Consider the following 17,775-nt stretch of genomic DNA (forward strand, 5'->3'; position numbering starts at 1 on the left):
GGCAATCATGAAGGCGTTGTCAGCCCTGCCTGCACAAGTGCGTCAGTACCTGCTGGTTACCGGCAACTACTGGGCCTTCACCCTCACCGACGGCGCATTGCGCATGTTGGTGGTACTGCACTTTCATTCACTGGGCTACACGCCGCTGCAGATCGCGGCGCTGTTCCTGTTCTACGAAGTGTTCGGCGTGATCACCAACCTGGCAGGCGGCTACCTCGGCGCCCGCCTGGGGCTGAATCGCACCATGAACATAGGCCTGGGCATGCAGGTGCTGGCCTTGCTGATGCTCACGGTGCCGGCAGCCTTGCTGACAGTGCCCTGGGTGATGGCGGCACAGGCGCTGTCCGGCATCGCCAAGGACCTGAACAAGATGAGCGCCAAGAGCTCCATCAAGCTCCTGGTGCCGGACAGCCAGCAAGGCACCCTGTACAAGTGGGTAGCCATTCTCACCGGTTCGAAAAACGCGCTCAAGGGCGTGGGTTTCTTCCTTGGTGGCGCCCTGCTCGCCCTGCTCGGCTTCACCCTGGCGGTGCTGGCCATGGCGACGGTACTGGCATTGATCTGGGTCGGCAGCCTGATCCTGCTGAAGAAGGACCTGGGCAAGGCCAAGGCCAAGCCGAAGTTCCGCGACATGCTGTCCAAGAGCCGGGCCATCAACATTCTTTCGGCCGCACGGCTGTTTCTCTTTGGCGCCCGTGACGTCTGGTTCGTCGTGGCTTTGCCGGTGTACCTGAGCACGGCTTTTGGCTGGGACTTCTGGCTAGTCGGCGGCTTCCTGGCTGCATGGATAATCGGCTACGGCATCGTCCAGTCGCTTGCCCCCCACATCACTGGCAAGAAACGCGGCCAGGTGCCCGACGGTCGCGCGGCTTTCATCTGGGCGATCGCCCTTGCCGGGCTGCCGGCGCTCATCGCCGTGGGCCTGTCGGCAGGCTGGTCGGCCCAGGGGATGGTGCTTGGCGGGCTGATGCTGTTCGGCGTGCTGTTCGCCGTGAATTCGTCGCTGCATAGCTACCTGATCGTCAGCTATGCCAAGGAAGACGGGGTATCGCTGGATGTGGGCTTCTACTACATGTCCAACGCGCTAGGGCGGCTGGTCGGTACGCTGCTTTCCGGCTGGGTATTCCAGGCTTACGGGTTGGAGGCCTGCCTGTGGATCTCCACAGTATTTGTTCTGCTGGCAGCATTGATATCGAGTGCATTGCCAAGGCATGCCAGCGATTGCAATTGACCCACTCAGCGTGTGCCATAGAATCGCGTCCCCCGAAATCTGCTCTCCAGCACGACAAAGTCAGGGGGCCGCTCGGTAAAGCGGCCCCCATCGGCGGATACCTCGGCGTTCAACGTTCTCGATTCTATTCGCTCAACAACTGGATGATTGTCTTGCCCTTGGCGCGGCCTTCTGCGACCTGGCGGAAGGCGTCGTTTACCTCGTCCAGTGCGAACCGTTGCCGGTCCACCCGTATCGTCAGTTGCCCCGCATCTGCCAGCTCGGCCGCCTCGCGCAGGATTGCGCCATGGTGTTCGCGGCCCTGGCCCGTGAGCAACGGGGCCAGGGTGAACACCCCCGAATAAGTGGCGCTTCTGAACGAGAGCGGCGCAAGACGGTGCGGTTTGGGCATCTCCCTCTCGCCACAATGGCTTTTCAAAGCAGACGTTGAACGCGGCAGCGTGCTAAGCGTGCTTGACGATTACAAAGCCACGGCACTGCCCGTCAGCGCGGTGTTCAGCCGCGAGCGGCGACATTCGGCACGGGCGATGGCCTTCATCGACTTTCTGCGCGAGCACCTGCACGGTCTTGCGCAAGAGCCGTAGGCCTGCGTCAGTCGAGTACACAGGCGTGGGGCAACATCAACAAACAATCTGGACCTGCTCATTCGGACCGGCTTCGCAGTGATGAGAAACGCAGCCGTCTCAGCGCTTGAAATGTTCCCGGATAATGTCCGCGAGGCCAGAAACGGAACGACTGGCATCCTCGACCGTCTGCAACCGCACGGCGAACGCGGGCAGTGTCGGTAACCCACATTCGGCTGCAGCCAGGCTGATATCTTCAGGAACGAGACTTCGCAGCCATGGCGTAACCGCCAGCCCGTTGCGAACCATGGTCAACGTGGTATCGACCGACGCATTTTCAAATACCACCTTTGCCACGATACCTGCTTCGCCAAGACACCGGAAAACGGTGTCGCGAAAGGCGCAATTCGCCGTCAGGAAGCACAGAGCCAATGGGCGCCGTGCCGATGCGGTCTCGTTGCCCAGCCACACCAGCTGATCAACAGCCAGGCGTTCGCCCAACTCGACATCAACCGGGCCTTGGCTGAGCACCAGATCGAGTTCGCCCGTGGCGAACACCTGGTCGAGGTCCACGGACGAAGCACTGAAGATCTTTACCTCGGCCTTGGGGAAGGCATCACCGAACGCCTTCAGCACGGGAGCAAGCGGCGCGCCGGCCATATCGAACGGGAGCCCGAGACGCACCGGGGCGTCTGATTCCCTGGCCCCGACACTGGCGCAAAATGCATCATGCATCCGCAGCAGGCGACGAGCGTCAGGCAACAACGACCTCCCCTGCCAGGTCAGGCTACTGCCTTGAGTGTCACGCATCAGCAATGGGCAGCCGAGGAATGCCTCCAGCCGCTTTATTCGCTGGCTGACAGCCCCTTGTGTCAGGTGCAGCCCTACCGATGCAACACTCATGCTTCCGGTATCCGCCACTTCGACAAAGGCCCTGAGCAGCGCCAGATCAAGGGTGTGGTTCTTGTTCATGCCAGGCCATTAGCAGTGTTAATACCGGTATTGTAATTCGTCGCTACGCAAAAGCCACGCGCCGCTCTAGATTGCAAGCCTCAGACTGACTTGCAGAAGGGAGTACGCGCATGATCAACACGGTGGACAGCATCAACCTGCAACATGAACTGGATACGCTGACCGGATACTGGAAGCCCAAGGTCATCGGCCGCGTCAACAACCATTTCATCAAGATTGCGAAATTGAAAGGCGCGTTCGTCTGGCATGCCCATGAACATGAAGACGAAATGTTTACGGTGGTCTCTGGCACGCTTCGCATCGAGCTCGAAAGCCGCACCATTGTCCTGAACGCAGGAGAATTCTGCGTGATTCCAAAGCAAATGCGACACCGGCCGATTGCCGAGGAAGAATGTGCAGTCATGCTGATCGAAACGGATACCACCCTCCACACCGGCGCAGAGACTTCATCACTCACGGTTTCGATAGAGGAGCAGTTATATCCGGCGTAATTCAGTCAACCGCGGTTCACGCCTTCAGGCGCACCGCGCAAATCGCCGGTGCAGGGAGAAAGCCGCACAGGTTGACTGTGCGGCGGGTTCAGTCACTTTTTGATGATGTTGTGTTCCGGGCCGTACGGGAACTTGGTGATGTTTTCACTGCCGTGCTCATTGACGATCAGGATGTCGTGTTCACGGTATCCGCCAGCTCCCGGCAGGCCTTCGGGCAGCATGATCATCGGCTCGATCGACACCACCATACCCGGCTCGAGTACGGTGTCGATGTCCTCACGCAACTCCAGGCCTGCCTCGCGACCATAGTAATGGCTCAGCGTACCGAACGAGTGGCCGTAACCGAACGTACGGTATTGCAGCAGATCGTGCTCCAGGAAGATCTCGTTCAGCTGCAGGGCGATGTCGCTGCAACGCATGCCGGGCTTGACCAGTTCAAGGCCAGCCTCATGCACCTTGACGTTGACCTCCCACAGGCGCAGGTGCTCATCGGAACAGTGGTCCAGGAAAAGCGTACGCTCCAGTGCGGTGTAATAACCAGCGATCATCGGGAAGCAGTTGAGGCTGAGGATGTCGCCCTTGTTGACCTTGCGCGAGGTCACCGGGTTGTGGGCGCCGTCGGTATTGATGCCCGACTGGAACCAGGTCCAGGTATCCATCAGCTCGGAGTCCGGGTAGGTGCGGGCGATCTCACGCACCATCGCCTGGGTAGCGTGCAATGCCACTTCGTACTCAGGTACCTGGTCACGCAGGGCCTCGACCACCGCAGCGCCACCGATGTCGGCTACCCGGGCGCCCTGGCGGATGATCGCGTGTTCTTCAGCCGACTTGATCATGCGCATGCGCATGCACGGCGCGGCGATGTCCACCAGCTCGGCCTGCGGGTAACGGCAGGCCAGTTTGTCCCGGTTCATCAGGTTCAGGTGGTCGAACTCGATGCCGATGCGCCCGGCCTTCGGCAGTGCCTGCTGAATCGCGACAAAATAGTTATCACGCTGCCAGTCGGTGTAGATGATGTTGTCGGTACCGACCGTACGGCGCCATGGCTGGCCACCATCGATGTTGGCACTGATCGACACGACGGCTTCCTGAGTGACAACCAGTGCATAGGGGCGGCCAAACGAGCAGTACAGGAAGTCGCTGTAGTAGTTGATATTGTGGTAGGAGGTAAAGACCGCAGCATCGATATTGTTTTGTGCCAGGTAAGTGCGCAACTTGGACTGACGGTTGGCATATTCCTGTTGCGAGAACGTCGGTTTGACTTTTTCGCCGTTCTTGATCTGAATGGTTTTTGGCATTTGCATGTTTTTTATTCCTTGTAGTTAACAGCGGAGAAACTTGTTTATCGGTGCCACTGGTGACCATTCGACCAGATAAGCCGAATGGTTTTTTGCGCGAATCCGACCCGTAAATGACCAGATCCGTCGCCCTGCAAACGAGGCCAAACACTGCAAAGGCGACGCAGAATCCGAGGCGCCAGCGCAATCAACCGATAGTGAGGATTCAGTGGGGTCGGTGCGCGAACAAGCGCTCGAGAAGTTGCCGCGAAACGCCGATCAGCGTTGCCAGTTCGCTGACTCCAAGCAGGTGGGATGTAGACGGCGGGAACAAAGCCAGGGTCTTCTTGACTTGTTCCGAAACACTGGCCGGTGCATGCACACATTTGATCTGGCCGACAGGCAGGTCTGCGTGATCGTCAACGGTGGGCAACCACCACGTCATCTGTTTTGCCGCACAGCGCACCTTCGGCCCCGATACACGGTGGCGCAGGTGCGGGGTGCCTGTGCGTGAACGCATTTCATCACCCGGGCAGACAATGAGTATATCCAGCGGTTTTGCCTGGCTCAGTTCCACGGTGGCCGTGGAAATGCCGTTGCTGGCCTTCAACGGCCGGCCGCCAAGGCTGATGATCTGCCACTGGCATACTTCGCACCGGGCAACTTCATTGGCGATGCGCAACGGCTCCAATGCGGCGGCTAATGCATAGAAATCAAACCCTTCACTCAACAGGAAACCAATGCGCACTGTGCTTGCCAATGGCTGGCCCACTTCGGTCAATTGCTGCATGTACTACCTCCAACTTTACCCACGCAGCGTCTACTGCGAACAGTAATATTGTCCCGGTAGTTGCTTGGCCAGATATGTCAGATTTCGACCCCTAATTGCCAGACAGAATGGGCAAGCAAATCAGTTCGTCCGACATGAACGTTTTCGCCGCCCCTGAACTCGTGAATCAACGCATGCCGTGACCTACGGGATAGAGCCACGGCAGCTTTTGTCAATTTCAGGTCGGAAACTGACAATTCCAGCCGATGGCGATCTGATCAAATTGGGACATCTGCTACTGCTGCAAACCGGACGAGCTTTTGCAATTACAAGAACATAGAGAGACCACCCGATGAACGATAGCGTTGTAATTGGCGAACTCACCTGGCCCGAGTACGCCCGGCGTGTTGCATCCGGCAGCACGATATTCTTGCCTGTAGGCGCCCTGGAGCAACACGGCCACCACATGTGCATGGAAGTGGATGTACTGCTACCGACCGCGCTGTGCAAGGCCGTAGCGCGCAATGTCGACGGCCTGGTGCTCCCCGCATTGGCCTACGGCTACAAGTCGCAGCAAAAATCGGGCGGCGGAAACCACTTTCCCGGCACCACCAGCCTGGATGGCGCAACACTGACACATACCATCCAGGACATCATCAGGGAGCTGGCCCGGCACGGCGCGCGTCAGCTGGTGATGATGAACGGGCACTACGAGAACTCCATGTTCATCGTGGAAGGCATCGACCTGGCGCTGCGCGAACTCCGTTATGCCGGCATCACCGATTTCAAGGTCGTGGTCCTGTCCTACTGGGACTTCGTCAACGCGCCTGAGGTCATCCAGGAACTCTACCCTGACGGATTCCTCGGCTGGGACATTGAACACGGTGGCGTCTTCGAGACTTCGTTGATGCTGGCCCTGCACCCCGAGAAAGTCGACCTGGCCCGTGCCATCGATCATCCGCCAGCCACCTTCCCCCCCTACGATGTGTTCCCGATCATTGCCGAGCGCACGCCGGCGTGTGGAACCTTGTCATCGCCAAAAGGCGCCAGCCGCGAGAAAGGCGAACTGATTCTGCGTGTCTGCACCGAAGGCATCAGCAACGCTGTCCGCGAGGCATTCAGTTAAGCGCCGCAACACCGCATTGATCTACCAGAGCACGATTCGCATTAGCTGTTAACCCGCCATCTATAACAACAAGGGTAATGATAATGTCCAGCCATTCAACTCTGGCCCCCGGCCTCAAGCAGCGCCACGTCACCATGCTCTCGATAGCCGGCGCTATCGGTGCCGGCCTTTTCATCGGATCGGGGCATGCAATTGCAGCGGCCGGCCCAGCGGCCATCCTGGCCTACATCATGTCCGGCACACTGGTTGTGCTGGTCATGCGCATGCTCGGTGAAATGGCAGTTGCTTCCCCTGATACCGGTTCGTTTTCCACCTATGCCGAACGCGCAATGGGTCGTTCGGCCGGTTTTACCATTGGATGGTTGTACTGGTGGTTCTGGGTGCTGGTCATTCCCATCGAGGCAATTGCCGCAGCGGCAATCCTGCATGCCTGGTTCCCCGCGATCGAAACCTGGGAATTCGCACTGGCCGTTACTGCCCTGCTCACCTTGACCAACTTGTTCAGCGTTGCGCGCTACGGGGAGTTCGAGTTCTGGTTCGCCATGCTCAAGGTCATCGCCGTACTGGCCTTCATCGCCCTGGGTGCGCTGGCCCTGACCGGCGTGGTGCCAAACCTCAGCGTCAGTGGCGTGGCCAAGCTGAGCAACGACTTCGGCGGTTTCATGCCCAACGGCATGGCAGCGGTGATTGGCGCCATGCTGACCACGGTGTTCAGTTTCATGGGCACCGAAATCGTCACCATCGCCGCCGCAGAATCCAAGGACCCCTCCAGACAGATCACCCGCGCTACCAACTCGGTCGTGTGGCGCATGGGCATCTTCTACATCGTCTCGGTGTTCCTGATCGTCTCGATCGTGCCCTGGAACGACCCCATGCTGGTGCAGGTCGGCTCCTATCAGAGGGCCCTTGAGCTGATGAACATCCCTCACGCCAAGATGATCGTGGATGTCGTCGTGCTGATTGCCGTGGCCAGCTGCCTCAACTCGGCAATCTACACCGCATCGCGCATGGTCTACTCGCTGAGCAGACGTGGCGACGGCCCTGCCGTTCTCCAGCGCACCTCATCGGCCGGTGTGCCATTCGTCGCGGTCATGGCCAGCACCGCTGTAGGCTTCCTTACCACCGCGTTGAACTACTTTGCGCCGGACGAGGTGTTCTCCTTCCTGCTGGCGAGTTCCGGTGCCGTGGCACTGCTGGTCTACCTGGCCATCGCGGTATCGCAACTGATCCTGCGCAAGCAGATGGCTCGTCGAGGTGAGGTCATGGCCTTCAAGATGTGGTTGTTCCCCTGGCTGAGCTACTTGGTCGTCGCCTCCATCATCGGGATTCTGGCAATGATGCTGATCATGCCCGGCCACCGCATGGAAGTAATGACAACCGGCGCGCTGGCAATTGCCATCGTGTGCATGAGTTCGATCTTCTCGCCCAGGAAGCGCCCACTGCCCCGTGTCGCAACCAAATCGGCCTGAGGCTGGCTCAGCCGCTTCGCCCTGCGAAGGCTATGCGTTCGCAGGGTGTCGCCTTTTTGCGTCAAACTGAAAACAGGGGGCGAATATCGGCCAGTGCGCACCCTGTAGCCTGATTGCTGCGTGTAGTATGCCGCCGCAGGCTTGGAGCCCTTTTACACAAAAAATTGCCTGTATCGGGAGACAGGCGCTGAACACGTCATCTTGCATTGTAGGAGTCGTATTGATGGCTACGCCGAGATCCTCCCCGCTGGCCACGGGTTACCCTGTCGATGCCCCCACACCCAAGATCGTCGGGTTTCTGGTGATCCCCAATTTCACCACCATCGGGTTCGCCTCTGCGGTGGAGACCTTGCGCATGGCTAACCTTGCTGCGCGCAGGGCCATGTTCCAGACACTGATCATCGCCGCCGACATGGAGCCGGTGAGCGCCAGCAACGGCATGCGCATCCTGCCTGAATACACCATCAAGGATGCGCCCAAGCTGGACATGCTGTTTGTGGTAGGGCCAAACCCCATCGTCTCCGACCACAATACCCGCGCCATCCTGAACTGGCTGCGCAAGCTCGCCCATGACCAAGTGGCATTGGGTGGCATTTGCACGGGTAGCCATTTGTTGGCGCGTGCCAATCTGCTCACGGGTTACCGTTGCACCATCCACTGGGAAGATATCGAAGCGCTGAAAGAGCGCTTTCCCGGGATCATCATTTCCAGCCAGTTGTTTGAACTTGACCGTGACCGGTACACCAGCTCGGGTGGGGTGGCATCAATGGACATGTGCCTGCAACTGATCGCACGCGAACCCGGCGGGCGAGAGATTGCCGAACATGCGGCCGAATTGCTGTTGTGCGACCGCGTTCGCAGTTCGCAGGAACGCCAGCGCGTGCCCCTGCGACAGCGGCTAGGGACGTCCCAACCCAAGCTCAGCCAGGTAGTCAGCATCATGGAGGCCAATCTCGAAGACCCTGTGACCCTGGAGGAACTGGCGCAGTTGAACGACATCTCAGTTCGGCAGTTGGAGCGCCTGTTCCACAAGCACCTGCAAAGTACCCCTAGCCAGTACTACCTTGAATTACGCCTGTCGCGCGCCCGACAACTGTTACTGCACAGCGAATCACAAGTACGGGATATCGCCCTTGCCTGTGGTTTCGTTTCGCCGGCGCATTTCTCCAAATGCTACAGCCGTTTCTTCGGCGTCTCTCCCATGGGTGAACGCAAGCAGGTTGCTGCGGCTCAGTGCTGATCATCGACGAGTGCAACGAAGCGTCGGTGAAACAGGGATCGCAAGTGACCGCTTTGAACCGTTAGCTGCCCTTGCCAAGGGCGGCTAACGGCCAAAGGCAAATATCGCTGAATCAGCCCTTCAGGCACTGAGCAGTGCTTCGAGCTCGCCCTTTTGATCGAGGCGTTTCAGATCATCAAAACCTCCCACATGGACACTCCCCACAAAGACCTGCGGCACGGTCCTGCGCCTGGATCGCAGCAGCATCTCGGCCAGATGGTTCGGCGAAGCCTCGATATCGATTTCCACGGCACTGACCCCCTTGTGCGCCAGCAGTCGCTTGGCGCTCACGCAGTAAGGGCAGTGTTGGGTGGTATAGATTGTCACCTGGTTCATGTCGGTTGCCCTCCTAGTGTGCCAACGGCGGGAAGTCGATATCGGTGGTGGCGATGTTGTTCAGGTAGTTGGTCAGGGTCAACAGCGTGACCTGTGCCACCACCTCCACGATCTTGCCATCGCTGAGACCAGCCTCGCGTGCTGCGGCGACCTGATCGTCATTCAATTGGCCGCGGCTTTCGGTGATCTGATGCGCCAGCGCGGCGACCGCGCTGAGCGTGCCACTACGCGCCTGGCTAATGGCCTCATCGCTCAAGCCGGCTTTGGCACCAAAAAAGCTGTGTGCGGCCAGGCAATAGTCGCAACCATTGATTTCCGAGGTGGCAAGCGCAACCACTTCACGCTCCGCGGCGCTCAGTGAGCTCTTGCCCAGAGCCTGGGCGAGGCCCAGGTATCCATTGAGAGCGGCTGGGGAGTGAGCCAGGGTCTTGAAGGCGTTGGGTATGAAACCAAGGCCTTTCTGAATGCCTTCAAGGGCAGTGCGCGAGCCAGCAGGGGCCTGGTCCAGCGAGAGAGCAGCGATACGAGTCATGGTAGTTTCTCCAGTAGGGTGATTAACCAGCTTGTCGATCAAGCCTGGAGTCAATACTAGGGAAGACGACTATCCTTTCGGCTTCAGATCGTCGAATCTATGCAACCGATCGTCCAAACCTGAGCGCCCCATGGACCGACTATCGACACTGCTCAAGCACTTCAACCTGCATGCGTCTACCTTCCACCACGGTGGTTTTTGTGGAACGACCCGCTTTCATGGGCAGCAAAGTTCCGGCCACGCGCACCTGCTTCGTTCGGGTCGCCTGACCTTCAGTGACAAACGTGGTCAGCTCATGGAGCTGGCGGAGCCAAGCCTGATACTTGCGGTACGTCCGCAGGAGCATCAGTTGCTGGCGATCGAAGCAGACGAAGCGGAGTTGGTGTGCGCCACCTTGCAGTTCGATGGTGGCGCCAACAATCCGCTGACCCAGGCCTTGCCGGACTTCATCATCAAGCCGTTGCGCGAATTGCAGGGCCTCGATGGCACCCTCGAATGGCTGTTCGAAGAAGCCTTCGGCGACGAGTGTGGACGGGATGTCATTCTCAATCGGCTGTTCGAGTTGATGGTGATTCAGCTACTTCGCCATCTGATCGCCAGCCGCAGCATTGCTTCGGGGATGATGGCCGGGCTGGCCAATGCACAGCTGTCCCGTGCGCTCGTGGGTATCCATAACGAGCCACAGCACAATTGGACCGTGGCAGAGTTGGCTGACCGCTCAGGCATGTCGCGCGCGAGCTTTGCTGCGCACTTTCGCGAGACCGTGGGCATCACCCCTGCCGATTACCTGGCGAACTGGCGAATCAGCCTTGCCCAGAAACGGCTGCGCGAAGGCCGCCCCATCGCCCTGATTGCCGATGAGGTCGGCTACGAAAGCCCGTCTGCGTTGGCCCGCACCTTTCGCCGCAAGGTGGGTGCAAGCCCGAGGGAGTGGCTACAGCAGAGCACGCATGATACCTAGCCGAGAGACAGCTGCGTCCAGCCCCCGGCGATGGGCCTGTAACGCGGGGATCAATCGTCGTAGCGATGTTTGTTGCGCCAGCCATAATGATGGCCACGGTCGTGGCGGTGACGGCGCCAGCCCCGGTCGTCGTCATCGTCGTCATAATCACGGTAGCGATGCCCGCTCTCGTCATCGTATTCCCGGCCCATGTGGTTGCCCAAGGCACCACCCACACCGCCACCGGCTGCTGCGCCGATCATGCTGCCAGTGGTGCCGCCCATCTTGCGACCCACCACGTTGCCGCCAGCTGCACCCAGTGCGCCGCCAATGGCCGCCTCGCCACGGCTGTGCTTGTCGGCACCCACCGCACCACCGGCCGCACCACCCAGGCCGGCGCCGATTGCCGAGCCGGTGCTGCCGCCGATCGACTGGCCGACTACCGAGCCCAATACTCCACCCAATGCGCCACCTATACCTGCTTCGGTATTGCCGCCTGCCGACGCAACGCCGCTCAGCAGGCCAAGTGACAACAACAGAATCGAGGAGTACTTCATTTGTGAAAGCCTCAGAGGGATACGGAGGCGATCCTGAGGCTCTGGACAGGGGCTTACAATGGAAATCCGACGAGTGACACGACTTGGAAAAATTCTCCAAGTTATTGTTTTCCCGATGGAAACTTAAGGGATTTTCGATAGTCACAGGCTGATTGCGAGAGGCCTTTCCAGTGATGGAGAGACCTTTTGAAGTTCTGATCGCGCTGGATGCTACCTGGAGCGGCCTTGTGTCGCGAAAGGGCTGCGGAAGCAGCCCCAGCAACTTATGCGTCTACGCCGAAACCCTGGGGCTGCTTCGCAGCCCTTTCGCGACACAAGGCCGCTCCTACACAGCGATAAGTCCTGCCCATTCAGCCGTGCCTGTCCTCCAGACACACTACCTTTGTGCCCCAAAGCTTGCGTGACCCAAGCCACTGGATGAACAAGGTGACAAGTGCACCGAGCAAAGCCAGGGCCATGTCCTTTTGTGCATCCCAAGGGTCTTGCTGGGTCGCGACAAAGGCTTGTGCCTGGTCATCACCCAGGTATTGGCCACCTATCCACTCCAGCAGCTCGTACAGCGCCGATGTGGCGAGGACGAAGGAAACAGTACACAACGCCAACCAGCCGCCTCGCAACAGGGCCTGGCGCTGGAGCAGCTCCCTGATCGGCAGGACGAACAAAAGGCCGTAACTCAGATGCACCAGACGATCGAACTGGTTGCGCTGCCAGCCCATCCAGGCATTCAGAGAGTGGTCGGTAAGCGCACGCAGCCAAGCGTCATAGGGGACTTTGGCATAGGTAAAATGCGCTCCTAGTTCGTGAATCGCCAGCATCACCACGATTGCCAGGTAAGCATGCCGAGAAAAGCGCCAATAATGGCTGGTCGCAGCCAAGGTGAGCAGGAGTGCCAGCGGCAAAACGTTTTCGAGCCACCAATCCGCACGATCAACCGGCGCAACCCCCGAGGCAAGCATCAGCAACGTGGCCGATTTCAGCAAGCCCGCAGCTTGGCGTGGCGTGGCCGAAGGGGCAAAGCTTGTTTGCAATGCTGGATTCTTGTTCATGGTTTTACGCTCGGCTTGAGCACGGTTGAGCCTGGCAGGGCAACTAAAGTTTCCTCCGGTCGCCGGTTTCACCTGATGCCATGTCCCCCCAACGACAGTTCTTCATGATGTTGGTGGGGCCAGTAGCACTGAAAATTACCGATGGATGATTCCACCTGAACTTTACCTCCCTCCTTGGCTTCCCCTGCATAGACCATCCGGCCCCGCCTCTGCAGGAGATGAAACAATGAGAGCATTGACTTACCACGGAACCCAGGACGTCAGGGTCGACAATGTCCCCGACCCACTCATCCAGGACGAGGACGATATAATCCTCCGGGTCACCGCTACCGCCATCTGCGGCTCCGACCTGCACCTCTACCATGGCAAGATTCCACAGACCGAGCCGGGAGATATCTTCGGCCACGAGTTCATGGGGATCGTCGAGGAAACCGGCCGCGGGGTGACCAACCTGCAGGTCGGTGACCGCGTGGTGATTCCCTTCGTGATCGCCTGCGGCAACTGTTTCTTCTGCCAACTCGATCAGTTTGCCGCTTGCGAAACGACCAACACCGGCCGGGGTGCAATCATCAACAAGAAAGGCATCCCGCCAGGAGCGGCGCTATTCGGCTATAGCCATCTGTATGGCGGCGTACCCGGTGGCCAGGCGGATTTCGTGCGGGTGCCCAAGGCCAACGTCGGCCCGTTCAAGGTGCCTACCGACCTTCCGGACGACAAGGTGCTGTTCCTCTCGGATATCCTGCCCACAGCCTGGCAGGCCGTCACCAATGCGCAGGTCGGCCCAGGCTCGACAGTGGCCATCTACGGCGCCGGGCCGGTCGGCCTGCTGAGCGCAGCCTGCGCGCGCATGCTGGGCGCCCAGACGATCTTCATGGTCGACGACAATGACTACCGCCTGGCGTATGCCCGCGATGCCTACGGCGTGGTGCCGATTAACTTCGAGCAGGATGACGACCCGGCCGACAGCATCATCCGCCTGACCCCCGGCATGCGCGGCGTGGACGCCGTCATCGATGCGGTCGGTTTCGAGGCCAAGGGCAGTACCACCGAAACGGTACTGACCACTCTGAAGATAGAGGGCAGCAGCGGCAAGGCGCTACGCCAGAGTATCGCCGCGGTGCGCCGGGGCGGCGTGGTCAGCGTGCCTGGGGTCTATGCGGGCTTTATCCACGCCTTCATGTTTGGTGATGCCTTCGACAAGGGCCTGACGTTCAAGATGGGCCAGACCCACGTGCAGAAGTTCCTTCCTGAACTGCTCGAACATATCGAGGCCGGGCGCCTGGAGCCGGAACTCATCGTCACCCATCGCCTGGCCCTGGAAGAAGCGGCTTTGGGTTACAAGTTGTTCGACCAGAAACAGGACGACTGCCGCAAGGTCATCCTCGTGCCGGGCGCTGCTGCCGGTACATTGGGACCTGACCATTAGCAGGGACCTGTGGGAGCGGCTTTAGCCGCGAACACCGGCGCAGCCGGTGCCATGCACCGCGTCGGATTCTTCGCGGCTAAAGCCGCTCCCACAGGTTACGCGGACCGCTTGCGAATTCAGTTCTTCCAGCCGACCCGATCAACGCTTGCGTTGCGTTTCCTCACGAGCTGTTTTCTGCGCAGTGGAATCATGGGACGTGCCAGTCGAACCATCAGGACGCTGCGCATCATTGTCCCGTTCCTCTTCACCTTGGGTTCCGCTGCGAGGTGCCTCCGATCCTTTCTTCATGTCCCCTCCTACCCCTTGCTGTGTTCAGGCGACGACGGCCCGGTACCGCGTTTGATCCCACGCGGCCCGAAAACGCCCCAGATAGCCAGGCCGACAACGGGCAGCACCAACAGCAACAGTGCCCACATCGCCTTCGTCATGTCGCTCTTGTCACTGCGGAAGACACTGACGATGGCCCACAGATCGAGCAACACGATGATCGCCGCAACAGCGATCCAGAAATACGTCACAGGCTCGGTCATGATCGCTTCTCCTCTGTTGTTCCGGCAGCAGCGCGAGGTCCGCACCGCCGCCCTCCTACCCAGAGGAAGCCGGCAAACGGAACAAAGTTCAGGAAGCTTTCCCCAGCATTGATGGGTGGCACCCAAGCAATGAACCAATCCCACAGGAAACACGTCCACAAGAAAACAACGCACGAGTGACCGGCCATGACGACCGACCCCGTACTCGAGGCCCTTGATTACCTCAAAGCCCACAAGCTGGTACTGACCACCGCAGAATCCTGCACGGCCGGTGCCATGGTTGCGCTGTTGGCAGCAGTGCCGGGGACCGGCGAGGTTCTGGAAAGCGGCTACGTGGTGTACTCGCCAAGCGCCAAGAAACGCCTGCTCGGCGTCAGCCCACAGACTATCGAACGCTACGGCCTGACCAGCGAGGCGGTAGCCTGGGAGATGGCCCTCGGCGCATTGAAAGACAGCGACGCCACCGTCGCCATCGCCAGCACGGGAGTCGCCGGGCCACAGCCGCAGGATGGCATCGCCCCGGGCACTGTGTGCTTTGCCTGGGCCTTTGCCGGCGAGCCTTTGGCGGTATTCACACGCAGCCAGCGCTTTTTTGGCGAGCGCGCGGATGTAATCCGCCAGGGCGCGCTGTACGGGTTGTCGCACCTGGCCCATTACCACCAACGCTGGCTGCGCGGTGAGCGCGCCTGAGGGGCAACGTAAGGGGCTGCGTGAGAGGCTGCGAGCATGGACGAAGACGAGCTGGCTTCAAGGCATTACCCCGTCGAGGATGACATGCGCATGCAGCAGCGGGTCTGGCGATTCGAACGGGTCGGATGGTACGCGCTGGTGCTGGTGGTGCTGCTGGGCCTGGCCGGGCTGTTCGGCAACGGTCCGCTCATACCTGACCCTGCGCAGCGAACATGTCGGCACTCTCGAAGGTGTTGTCAGCGCCGGCCCAGGCAGCGCAGTGCATTTTCATTCCGCAGGAGTGACCCTGCCTGGCCGGCGCAACCTGCACGGATTCCGGTGAGAGCCGCCTTTCGCGACAGCAGTACGCTGATCATCCGCTTTGAACCTTGGCGCGCGGCCCCTACTCCATCGAAGGCAATCGTGAATTTTTCAGCCCCGAAGAGGTGTCGCATGAACGCTATCGATTTGCTGATCCAGGACCATGAGCTGGTGAAGAAGCTGCTGGAGGAACTCTCCTCCACCACTGAGCGCGCGGTGAAAAAGCGCGCCGAGTTGCTCGAACGCATCAAGCAGGAGGTAAGCATCCATACCGCCCTGGAAGAAGAAATCCTGTACCCGGCCATCAAGCAGGCCGGCGGCAAGGAAGAAGCGAAGATGTACTACGAAGCCAAGGAGGAACACCGCACCGTGGACTCCCTGGTGCTGCCGGACCTGCTGCAAACCGAAACCGGCACCGTCGAGTTCGCCGGGCGGGTCAAAGTGATGAAGGAACTGCTGGAACACCATATCGAGGAAGAAGAAAGCGAGCTGTTTCCGACCGCCCGCAAGTTGCTGGGCAAGCAGCAACTGGATGAGCTCGGCCAGGCCATGGAAGCGCAGAAAAAACTGCTCAAGGGCGAACAGCGTGCTGCGTGATGGAAGCCTGGATCGACTTTCTTGAATGGCCTGCCATGGCCCTGACGGTACTTGCTGCGTGGTGCATCGGCTCACGGCGCCCAGGCCGGCGCAAGCTGGGTTTCTGCTGCTTCATTGCCAGCAACGTGCTGTGGGCCGCCTGGGGGTGGCAGGCGCAAGCCTGGGCGCTGATCATCCTGCAGGGTTGCCTGTGCGCCATGAACCTGCGGGGCTGGAAGAAAAACACTGCCGTGGAGTCGGGCTGAACGCCCGGACACATGCCTGAAAGCCCAACGGCGAGGAGCCAGACCATGATCGACCCCAACCAACCCGACCCGTACGTGGACGAAGTACCCCACAACCCGGGCGAGCCTGTGCCTGAACAGGAACAGGAACAGGAACAGGAGAAGGAAGCACCCGACTGGCCCGAAGGCCAGGTGCCGCCAGAGGAGCAGTCCGACGGCTGAGGCTCACCTGGCGAGCGGCATTGCCTGCTTCGCCGGCAATGCCGCTCCACCAGTCACCCAATCCTATGGAAGGAGGCAAGTGTCTCATGAGTGATCGCATCATCGCCTTGTTCACCGATACCACACTGTTCGGAGTTTCCGTTCTCAATTTGTTGCTGGCACTGACGGTAGCGCTGCTGACATTCGTCGTGGCGCGGGCGGCCATCAGTTTCATGCTGCATCGGGTCAGGCGCTGGTCCGAGCATGACGGCGCGCTAAGCCAGGTGCTGGCCAAGGTGCTCGCCGGGACCAGCAATTTTCTGCTGTTCCTTGCCTCGCTGCTGGTGGGCCTGAGCATGCTCGACCTGCCCGAGCGCTGGCTGACCCGGGTCGGTAGCCTGTGGTTCGTGGTCGCGGCATTGCAGATCGGGCTGTGGGCCAACCGCGCCATCGGCCTGGGCCTGAGTCGCTACTTCGCCCGGCATCGCACCGACGGCTTGAACCAGGGCAGCGCGCTGGCCACGCTGTCGGCATGGGGTGCGCGGGTACTGTTGTGGTCAGTGGTGCTGCTGGCGATGCTGTCCAACCTGGGCGTGAACATCACCGCCTTCGTCGCCAGCCTGGGGGTAGGCGGTATCGCTGTTGCATTGGCCGTGCAGAACATCCTCGGCGACCTGTTCGCCTCGTTGTCCATCGCCGTCGACAAGCCGTTCGAGGTGGGCGACTTCATCGTCATCGGCCCGCTGGCCGGCACGGTGGAGCACGTGGGGCTGAAGACCACACGCATCCGCAGCCTGGGCGGCGAGCAGATCGTCATGGCCAATGCCAGCATGATCAGCAGCACCATCCAGAACTACAAGCGCCTGCAGGAACGACGGATCGTGTTCGAGTTCGGCCTGTCGTACGACACGCCAACCGAGGCCGTGAAAAAGGCACCCGCCATCGTCGAGGAAGCGATCAAGGCACAACAGCAGGTGCGCTTCGACCGTGCCCACCTGCGCGGCTTCGGCAAGGAGGCGCTGGAATTCGAGTGCGTGTATATCGTCAAGGACCCGGGCTACAACCTGTACATGGACATCCAGCAAGCGATCAATTTCCACCTGCTCGAGCGCTTCTCGAAGGTAGGTGCAAAATTCGCCGTACCGGTACGCGCGATCAAGGTCACGGCCTTGCCAGAAGAATCGAAGCGCGGGCCTCAAAGTATTCACGTGGGGTAACC

At 60.0% G+C, this 17,775-nt stretch carries 20 protein-coding genes and 2 pseudogenes; 13 read left to right on the forward strand and 9 right to left on the reverse strand.

What is annotated here, in order from left to right; all coding sequences use genetic code 11:
- Positions 1-7 precede the first annotated feature (7 nt).
- A complete protein-coding gene (gene arsJ / locus IMX18_RS12840; protein ID WP_217190500.1) occupies positions 8-1,231 on the forward strand; it encodes an organoarsenical effux MFS transporter ArsJ in 1,224 nt (407 codons plus the stop codon).
- 124 nt (positions 1,232-1,355) lie between these two features.
- On the opposite strand, the pseudogene IMX18_RS12845 reads toward arsJ, so the two are convergent.
- Positions 1,356-1,676: pseudogene (locus IMX18_RS12845) on the reverse strand (zinc-binding dehydrogenase); the annotation flags it as partial.
- Here IMX18_RS12845 and IMX18_RS12850 point away from each other — a divergent pair.
- A pseudogene (locus IMX18_RS12850) lies at positions 1,612-1,815 on the forward strand (LysR substrate-binding domain-containing protein); the annotation flags it as partial. The pseudogenes IMX18_RS12845 and IMX18_RS12850 overlap by 65 nt on opposite strands.
- Positions 1,816-1,914: 99 nt before the next feature.
- On the opposite strand, the gene IMX18_RS12855 reads toward IMX18_RS12850, so the two are convergent.
- Positions 1,915-2,766 (reverse strand): LysR family transcriptional regulator, encoded by an 852-nt coding sequence (locus tag IMX18_RS12855; protein WP_015270073.1) that lies wholly within the window; start codon positions 2,764-2,766, stop codon positions 1,915-1,917.
- A gap of 110 nt (positions 2,767-2,876) precedes the next feature.
- Here IMX18_RS12855 and IMX18_RS12860 point away from each other — a divergent pair, with 110 nt between their 5' ends.
- Complete coding sequence (locus IMX18_RS12860) at positions 2,877-3,257, forward strand: cupin domain-containing protein (RefSeq protein ID WP_003256754.1); 381 nt, start codon at positions 2,877-2,879, stop codon at positions 3,255-3,257.
- A gap of 92 nt (positions 3,258-3,349) precedes the next feature.
- Here IMX18_RS12860 and IMX18_RS12865 read toward each other — a convergent pair whose 3' ends face one another.
- A complete protein-coding gene (locus IMX18_RS12865; protein ID WP_015270072.1) occupies positions 3,350-4,561 on the reverse strand; it encodes a M24 family metallopeptidase in 1,212 nt (403 codons plus the stop codon).
- Positions 4,562-4,760: 199 nt separating this feature from the next.
- The gene (locus tag IMX18_RS12870) at positions 4,761-5,324 is read right to left on the reverse strand and encodes a type 1 glutamine amidotransferase family protein (protein ID WP_015270071.1); all 564 of its coding nucleotides are present in this window, start codon (positions 5,322-5,324) and stop codon (positions 4,761-4,763) included.
- 331 nt (positions 5,325-5,655) lie between these two features.
- Here IMX18_RS12870 and IMX18_RS12875 point away from each other — a divergent pair, with 331 nt between their 5' ends.
- From IMX18_RS12875 to IMX18_RS12885, 3 genes are all read left to right on the forward strand, one after another.
- Positions 5,656-6,429, forward strand: coding sequence for a creatininase (locus IMX18_RS12875; RefSeq protein WP_054573827.1), 774 nt, complete (start codon positions 5,656-5,658; stop codon positions 6,427-6,429).
- 83 nt (positions 6,430-6,512) lie between these two features.
- Entirely contained in the window at positions 6,513-7,898 is a 1,386-nt protein-coding gene (gene gabP / locus IMX18_RS12880) for a GABA permease (RefSeq protein ID WP_013972215.1), read from the forward strand.
- Positions 7,899-8,121: 223 nt separating this feature from the next.
- Positions 8,122-9,138, forward strand: coding sequence for a GlxA family transcriptional regulator (locus IMX18_RS12885; protein ID WP_015270069.1), 1,017 nt, complete (start codon positions 8,122-8,124; stop codon positions 9,136-9,138).
- Between the two features lie 120 nt (positions 9,139-9,258).
- Here the strand turns inward: IMX18_RS12885 and grxC are convergent, their stop codons facing one another.
- Both grxC and IMX18_RS12895 read right to left on the reverse strand, forming a co-directional pair.
- The gene (gene grxC, locus IMX18_RS12890; RefSeq protein ID WP_015270068.1) at positions 9,259-9,513 is read right to left on the reverse strand and encodes a glutaredoxin 3; all 255 of its coding nucleotides are present in this window, start codon (positions 9,511-9,513) and stop codon (positions 9,259-9,261) included.
- A 13-nt stretch (positions 9,514-9,526) separates the two neighbouring features.
- Positions 9,527-10,045, reverse strand: coding sequence for a carboxymuconolactone decarboxylase family protein (locus tag IMX18_RS12895; protein WP_013972212.1), 519 nt, complete (start codon positions 10,043-10,045; stop codon positions 9,527-9,529).
- Positions 10,046-10,175: 130 nt separating this feature from the next.
- Between IMX18_RS12895 and IMX18_RS12900 the strand changes: the two genes are divergently transcribed.
- Positions 10,176-11,006 carry an AraC family transcriptional regulator gene (locus tag IMX18_RS12900; protein WP_015270067.1) on the forward strand — a complete coding sequence of 277 codons (831 nt, stop codon included), beginning with the start codon at positions 10,176-10,178 and terminating at the stop codon, positions 11,004-11,006.
- A 50-nt stretch (positions 11,007-11,056) separates the two neighbouring features.
- Here IMX18_RS12900 and IMX18_RS12905 read toward each other — a convergent pair whose 3' ends face one another.
- Both IMX18_RS12905 and IMX18_RS12910 read right to left on the reverse strand, forming a co-directional pair.
- Positions 11,057-11,542, reverse strand: a complete 486-nt coding sequence (locus tag IMX18_RS12905) for a glycine zipper domain-containing protein (RefSeq protein ID WP_015270066.1) — start codon at positions 11,540-11,542, stop codon at positions 11,057-11,059.
- Positions 11,543-11,892: 350 nt separating this feature from the next.
- A complete protein-coding gene (locus tag IMX18_RS12910) occupies positions 11,893-12,588 on the reverse strand; it encodes a DUF2238 domain-containing protein (protein WP_052329214.1) in 696 nt (231 codons plus the stop codon).
- A 226-nt stretch (positions 12,589-12,814) separates the two neighbouring features.
- Here IMX18_RS12910 and IMX18_RS12915 point away from each other — a divergent pair, with 226 nt between their 5' ends.
- Positions 12,815-14,014 carry a zinc-dependent alcohol dehydrogenase gene (locus IMX18_RS12915; protein WP_100413433.1) on the forward strand — a complete coding sequence of 400 codons (1,200 nt, stop codon included), beginning with the start codon at positions 12,815-12,817 and terminating at the stop codon, positions 14,012-14,014.
- A gap of 296 nt (positions 14,015-14,310) precedes the next feature.
- Here the strand turns inward: IMX18_RS12915 and IMX18_RS12920 are convergent, their stop codons facing one another.
- On the reverse strand, positions 14,311-14,544 hold the full coding sequence (locus tag IMX18_RS12920) for a PLDc N-terminal domain-containing protein (RefSeq protein ID WP_015270063.1): 234 nt from the start codon (positions 14,542-14,544) through the stop codon (positions 14,311-14,313).
- Between the two features lie 186 nt (positions 14,545-14,730).
- Here IMX18_RS12920 and IMX18_RS12925 point away from each other — a divergent pair, with 186 nt between their 5' ends.
- The 5 genes from IMX18_RS12925 to IMX18_RS12945 all read left to right on the forward strand — a co-directional run bounded on the left by IMX18_RS12925 (position 14,731) and on the right by IMX18_RS12945 (position 17,773).
- On the forward strand, positions 14,731-15,234 hold the full coding sequence (locus IMX18_RS12925; RefSeq protein WP_013972207.1) for a CinA family protein: 504 nt from the start codon (positions 14,731-14,733) through the stop codon (positions 15,232-15,234).
- Positions 15,235-15,666: 432 nt separating this feature from the next.
- The gene (locus tag IMX18_RS12930) at positions 15,667-16,131 is read left to right on the forward strand and encodes a PA2171 family ribosome-binding persister protein (RefSeq protein ID WP_004376291.1); all 465 of its coding nucleotides are present in this window, start codon (positions 15,667-15,669) and stop codon (positions 16,129-16,131) included.
- Complete coding sequence (locus tag IMX18_RS12935; RefSeq protein WP_015270062.1) at positions 16,131-16,376, forward strand: hypothetical protein; 246 nt, start codon at positions 16,131-16,133, stop codon at positions 16,374-16,376. The genes IMX18_RS12930 and IMX18_RS12935 overlap by 1 nt, the downstream gene beginning before the upstream one ends.
- Positions 16,377-16,421: 45 nt before the next feature.
- On the forward strand, positions 16,422-16,577 hold the full coding sequence (locus tag IMX18_RS12940) for a hypothetical protein (protein ID WP_217190497.1): 156 nt from the start codon (positions 16,422-16,424) through the stop codon (positions 16,575-16,577).
- 86 nt (positions 16,578-16,663) lie between these two features.
- A complete protein-coding gene (locus IMX18_RS12945; protein ID WP_023661904.1) occupies positions 16,664-17,773 on the forward strand; it encodes a mechanosensitive ion channel family protein in 1,110 nt (369 codons plus the stop codon).
- Positions 17,774-17,775 lie beyond the last annotated feature (2 nt).

The sequence above is a fragment of the Pseudomonas shirazica genome (assembly GCF_015168335.1).
In the GTDB taxonomy this organism is placed as follows: domain Bacteria; phylum Pseudomonadota; class Gammaproteobacteria; order Pseudomonadales; family Pseudomonadaceae; genus Aquipseudomonas; species Aquipseudomonas asiatica.

Coding starts and splice junctions, on each gene's coding strand:
- IMX18_RS12905 (WP_015270066.1), bottom strand. CDS start 11,542: ATGAAGTACTCCTCGATTCTGTTGTTGTCACTTGGCCTGCTGAGCGGC.
- IMX18_RS12855 (WP_015270073.1), bottom strand. CDS start 2,766: ATGAACAAGAACCACACCCTTGATCTGGCGCTGCTCAGGGCCTTTGTC.
- IMX18_RS12885 (WP_015270069.1), top strand. CDS start 8,122: ATGGCTACGCCGAGATCCTCCCCGCTGGCCACGGGTTACCCTGTCGAT.
- IMX18_RS12925 (WP_013972207.1), top strand. CDS start 14,731: ATGACGACCGACCCCGTACTCGAGGCCCTTGATTACCTCAAAGCCCAC.
- IMX18_RS12870 (WP_015270071.1), bottom strand. CDS start 5,324: ATGCAGCAATTGACCGAAGTGGGCCAGCCATTGGCAAGCACAGTGCGC.
- IMX18_RS12940 (WP_217190497.1), top strand. CDS start 16,422: ATGATCGACCCCAACCAACCCGACCCGTACGTGGACGAAGTACCCCAC.
- grxC (WP_015270068.1), bottom strand. CDS start 9,513: ATGAACCAGGTGACAATCTATACCACCCAACACTGCCCTTACTGCGTG.
- IMX18_RS12900 (WP_015270067.1), top strand. CDS start 10,176: ATGGACCGACTATCGACACTGCTCAAGCACTTCAACCTGCATGCGTCT.
- arsJ (WP_217190500.1), top strand. CDS start 8: ATGAAGGCGTTGTCAGCCCTGCCTGCACAAGTGCGTCAGTACCTGCTG.
- IMX18_RS12945 (WP_023661904.1), top strand. CDS start 16,664: ATGAGTGATCGCATCATCGCCTTGTTCACCGATACCACACTGTTCGGA.
- IMX18_RS12860 (WP_003256754.1), top strand. CDS start 2,877: ATGATCAACACGGTGGACAGCATCAACCTGCAACATGAACTGGATACG.
- IMX18_RS12865 (WP_015270072.1), bottom strand. CDS start 4,561: ATGCAAATGCCAAAAACCATTCAGATCAAGAACGGCGAAAAAGTCAAA.
- gabP (WP_013972215.1), top strand. CDS start 6,513: ATGTCCAGCCATTCAACTCTGGCCCCCGGCCTCAAGCAGCGCCACGTC.
- IMX18_RS12930 (WP_004376291.1), top strand. CDS start 15,667: ATGAACGCTATCGATTTGCTGATCCAGGACCATGAGCTGGTGAAGAAG.
- IMX18_RS12910 (WP_052329214.1), bottom strand. CDS start 12,588: ATGAACAAGAATCCAGCATTGCAAACAAGCTTTGCCCCTTCGGCCACG.
- IMX18_RS12920 (WP_015270063.1), bottom strand. CDS start 14,544: ATGACCGAGCCTGTGACGTATTTCTGGATCGCTGTTGCGGCGATCATC.
- IMX18_RS12895 (WP_013972212.1), bottom strand. CDS start 10,045: ATGACTCGTATCGCTGCTCTCTCGCTGGACCAGGCCCCTGCTGGCTCG.
- IMX18_RS12935 (WP_015270062.1), top strand. CDS start 16,131: ATGGAAGCCTGGATCGACTTTCTTGAATGGCCTGCCATGGCCCTGACG.
- IMX18_RS12915 (WP_100413433.1), top strand. CDS start 12,815: ATGAGAGCATTGACTTACCACGGAACCCAGGACGTCAGGGTCGACAAT.
- IMX18_RS12875 (WP_054573827.1), top strand. CDS start 5,656: ATGAACGATAGCGTTGTAATTGGCGAACTCACCTGGCCCGAGTACGCC.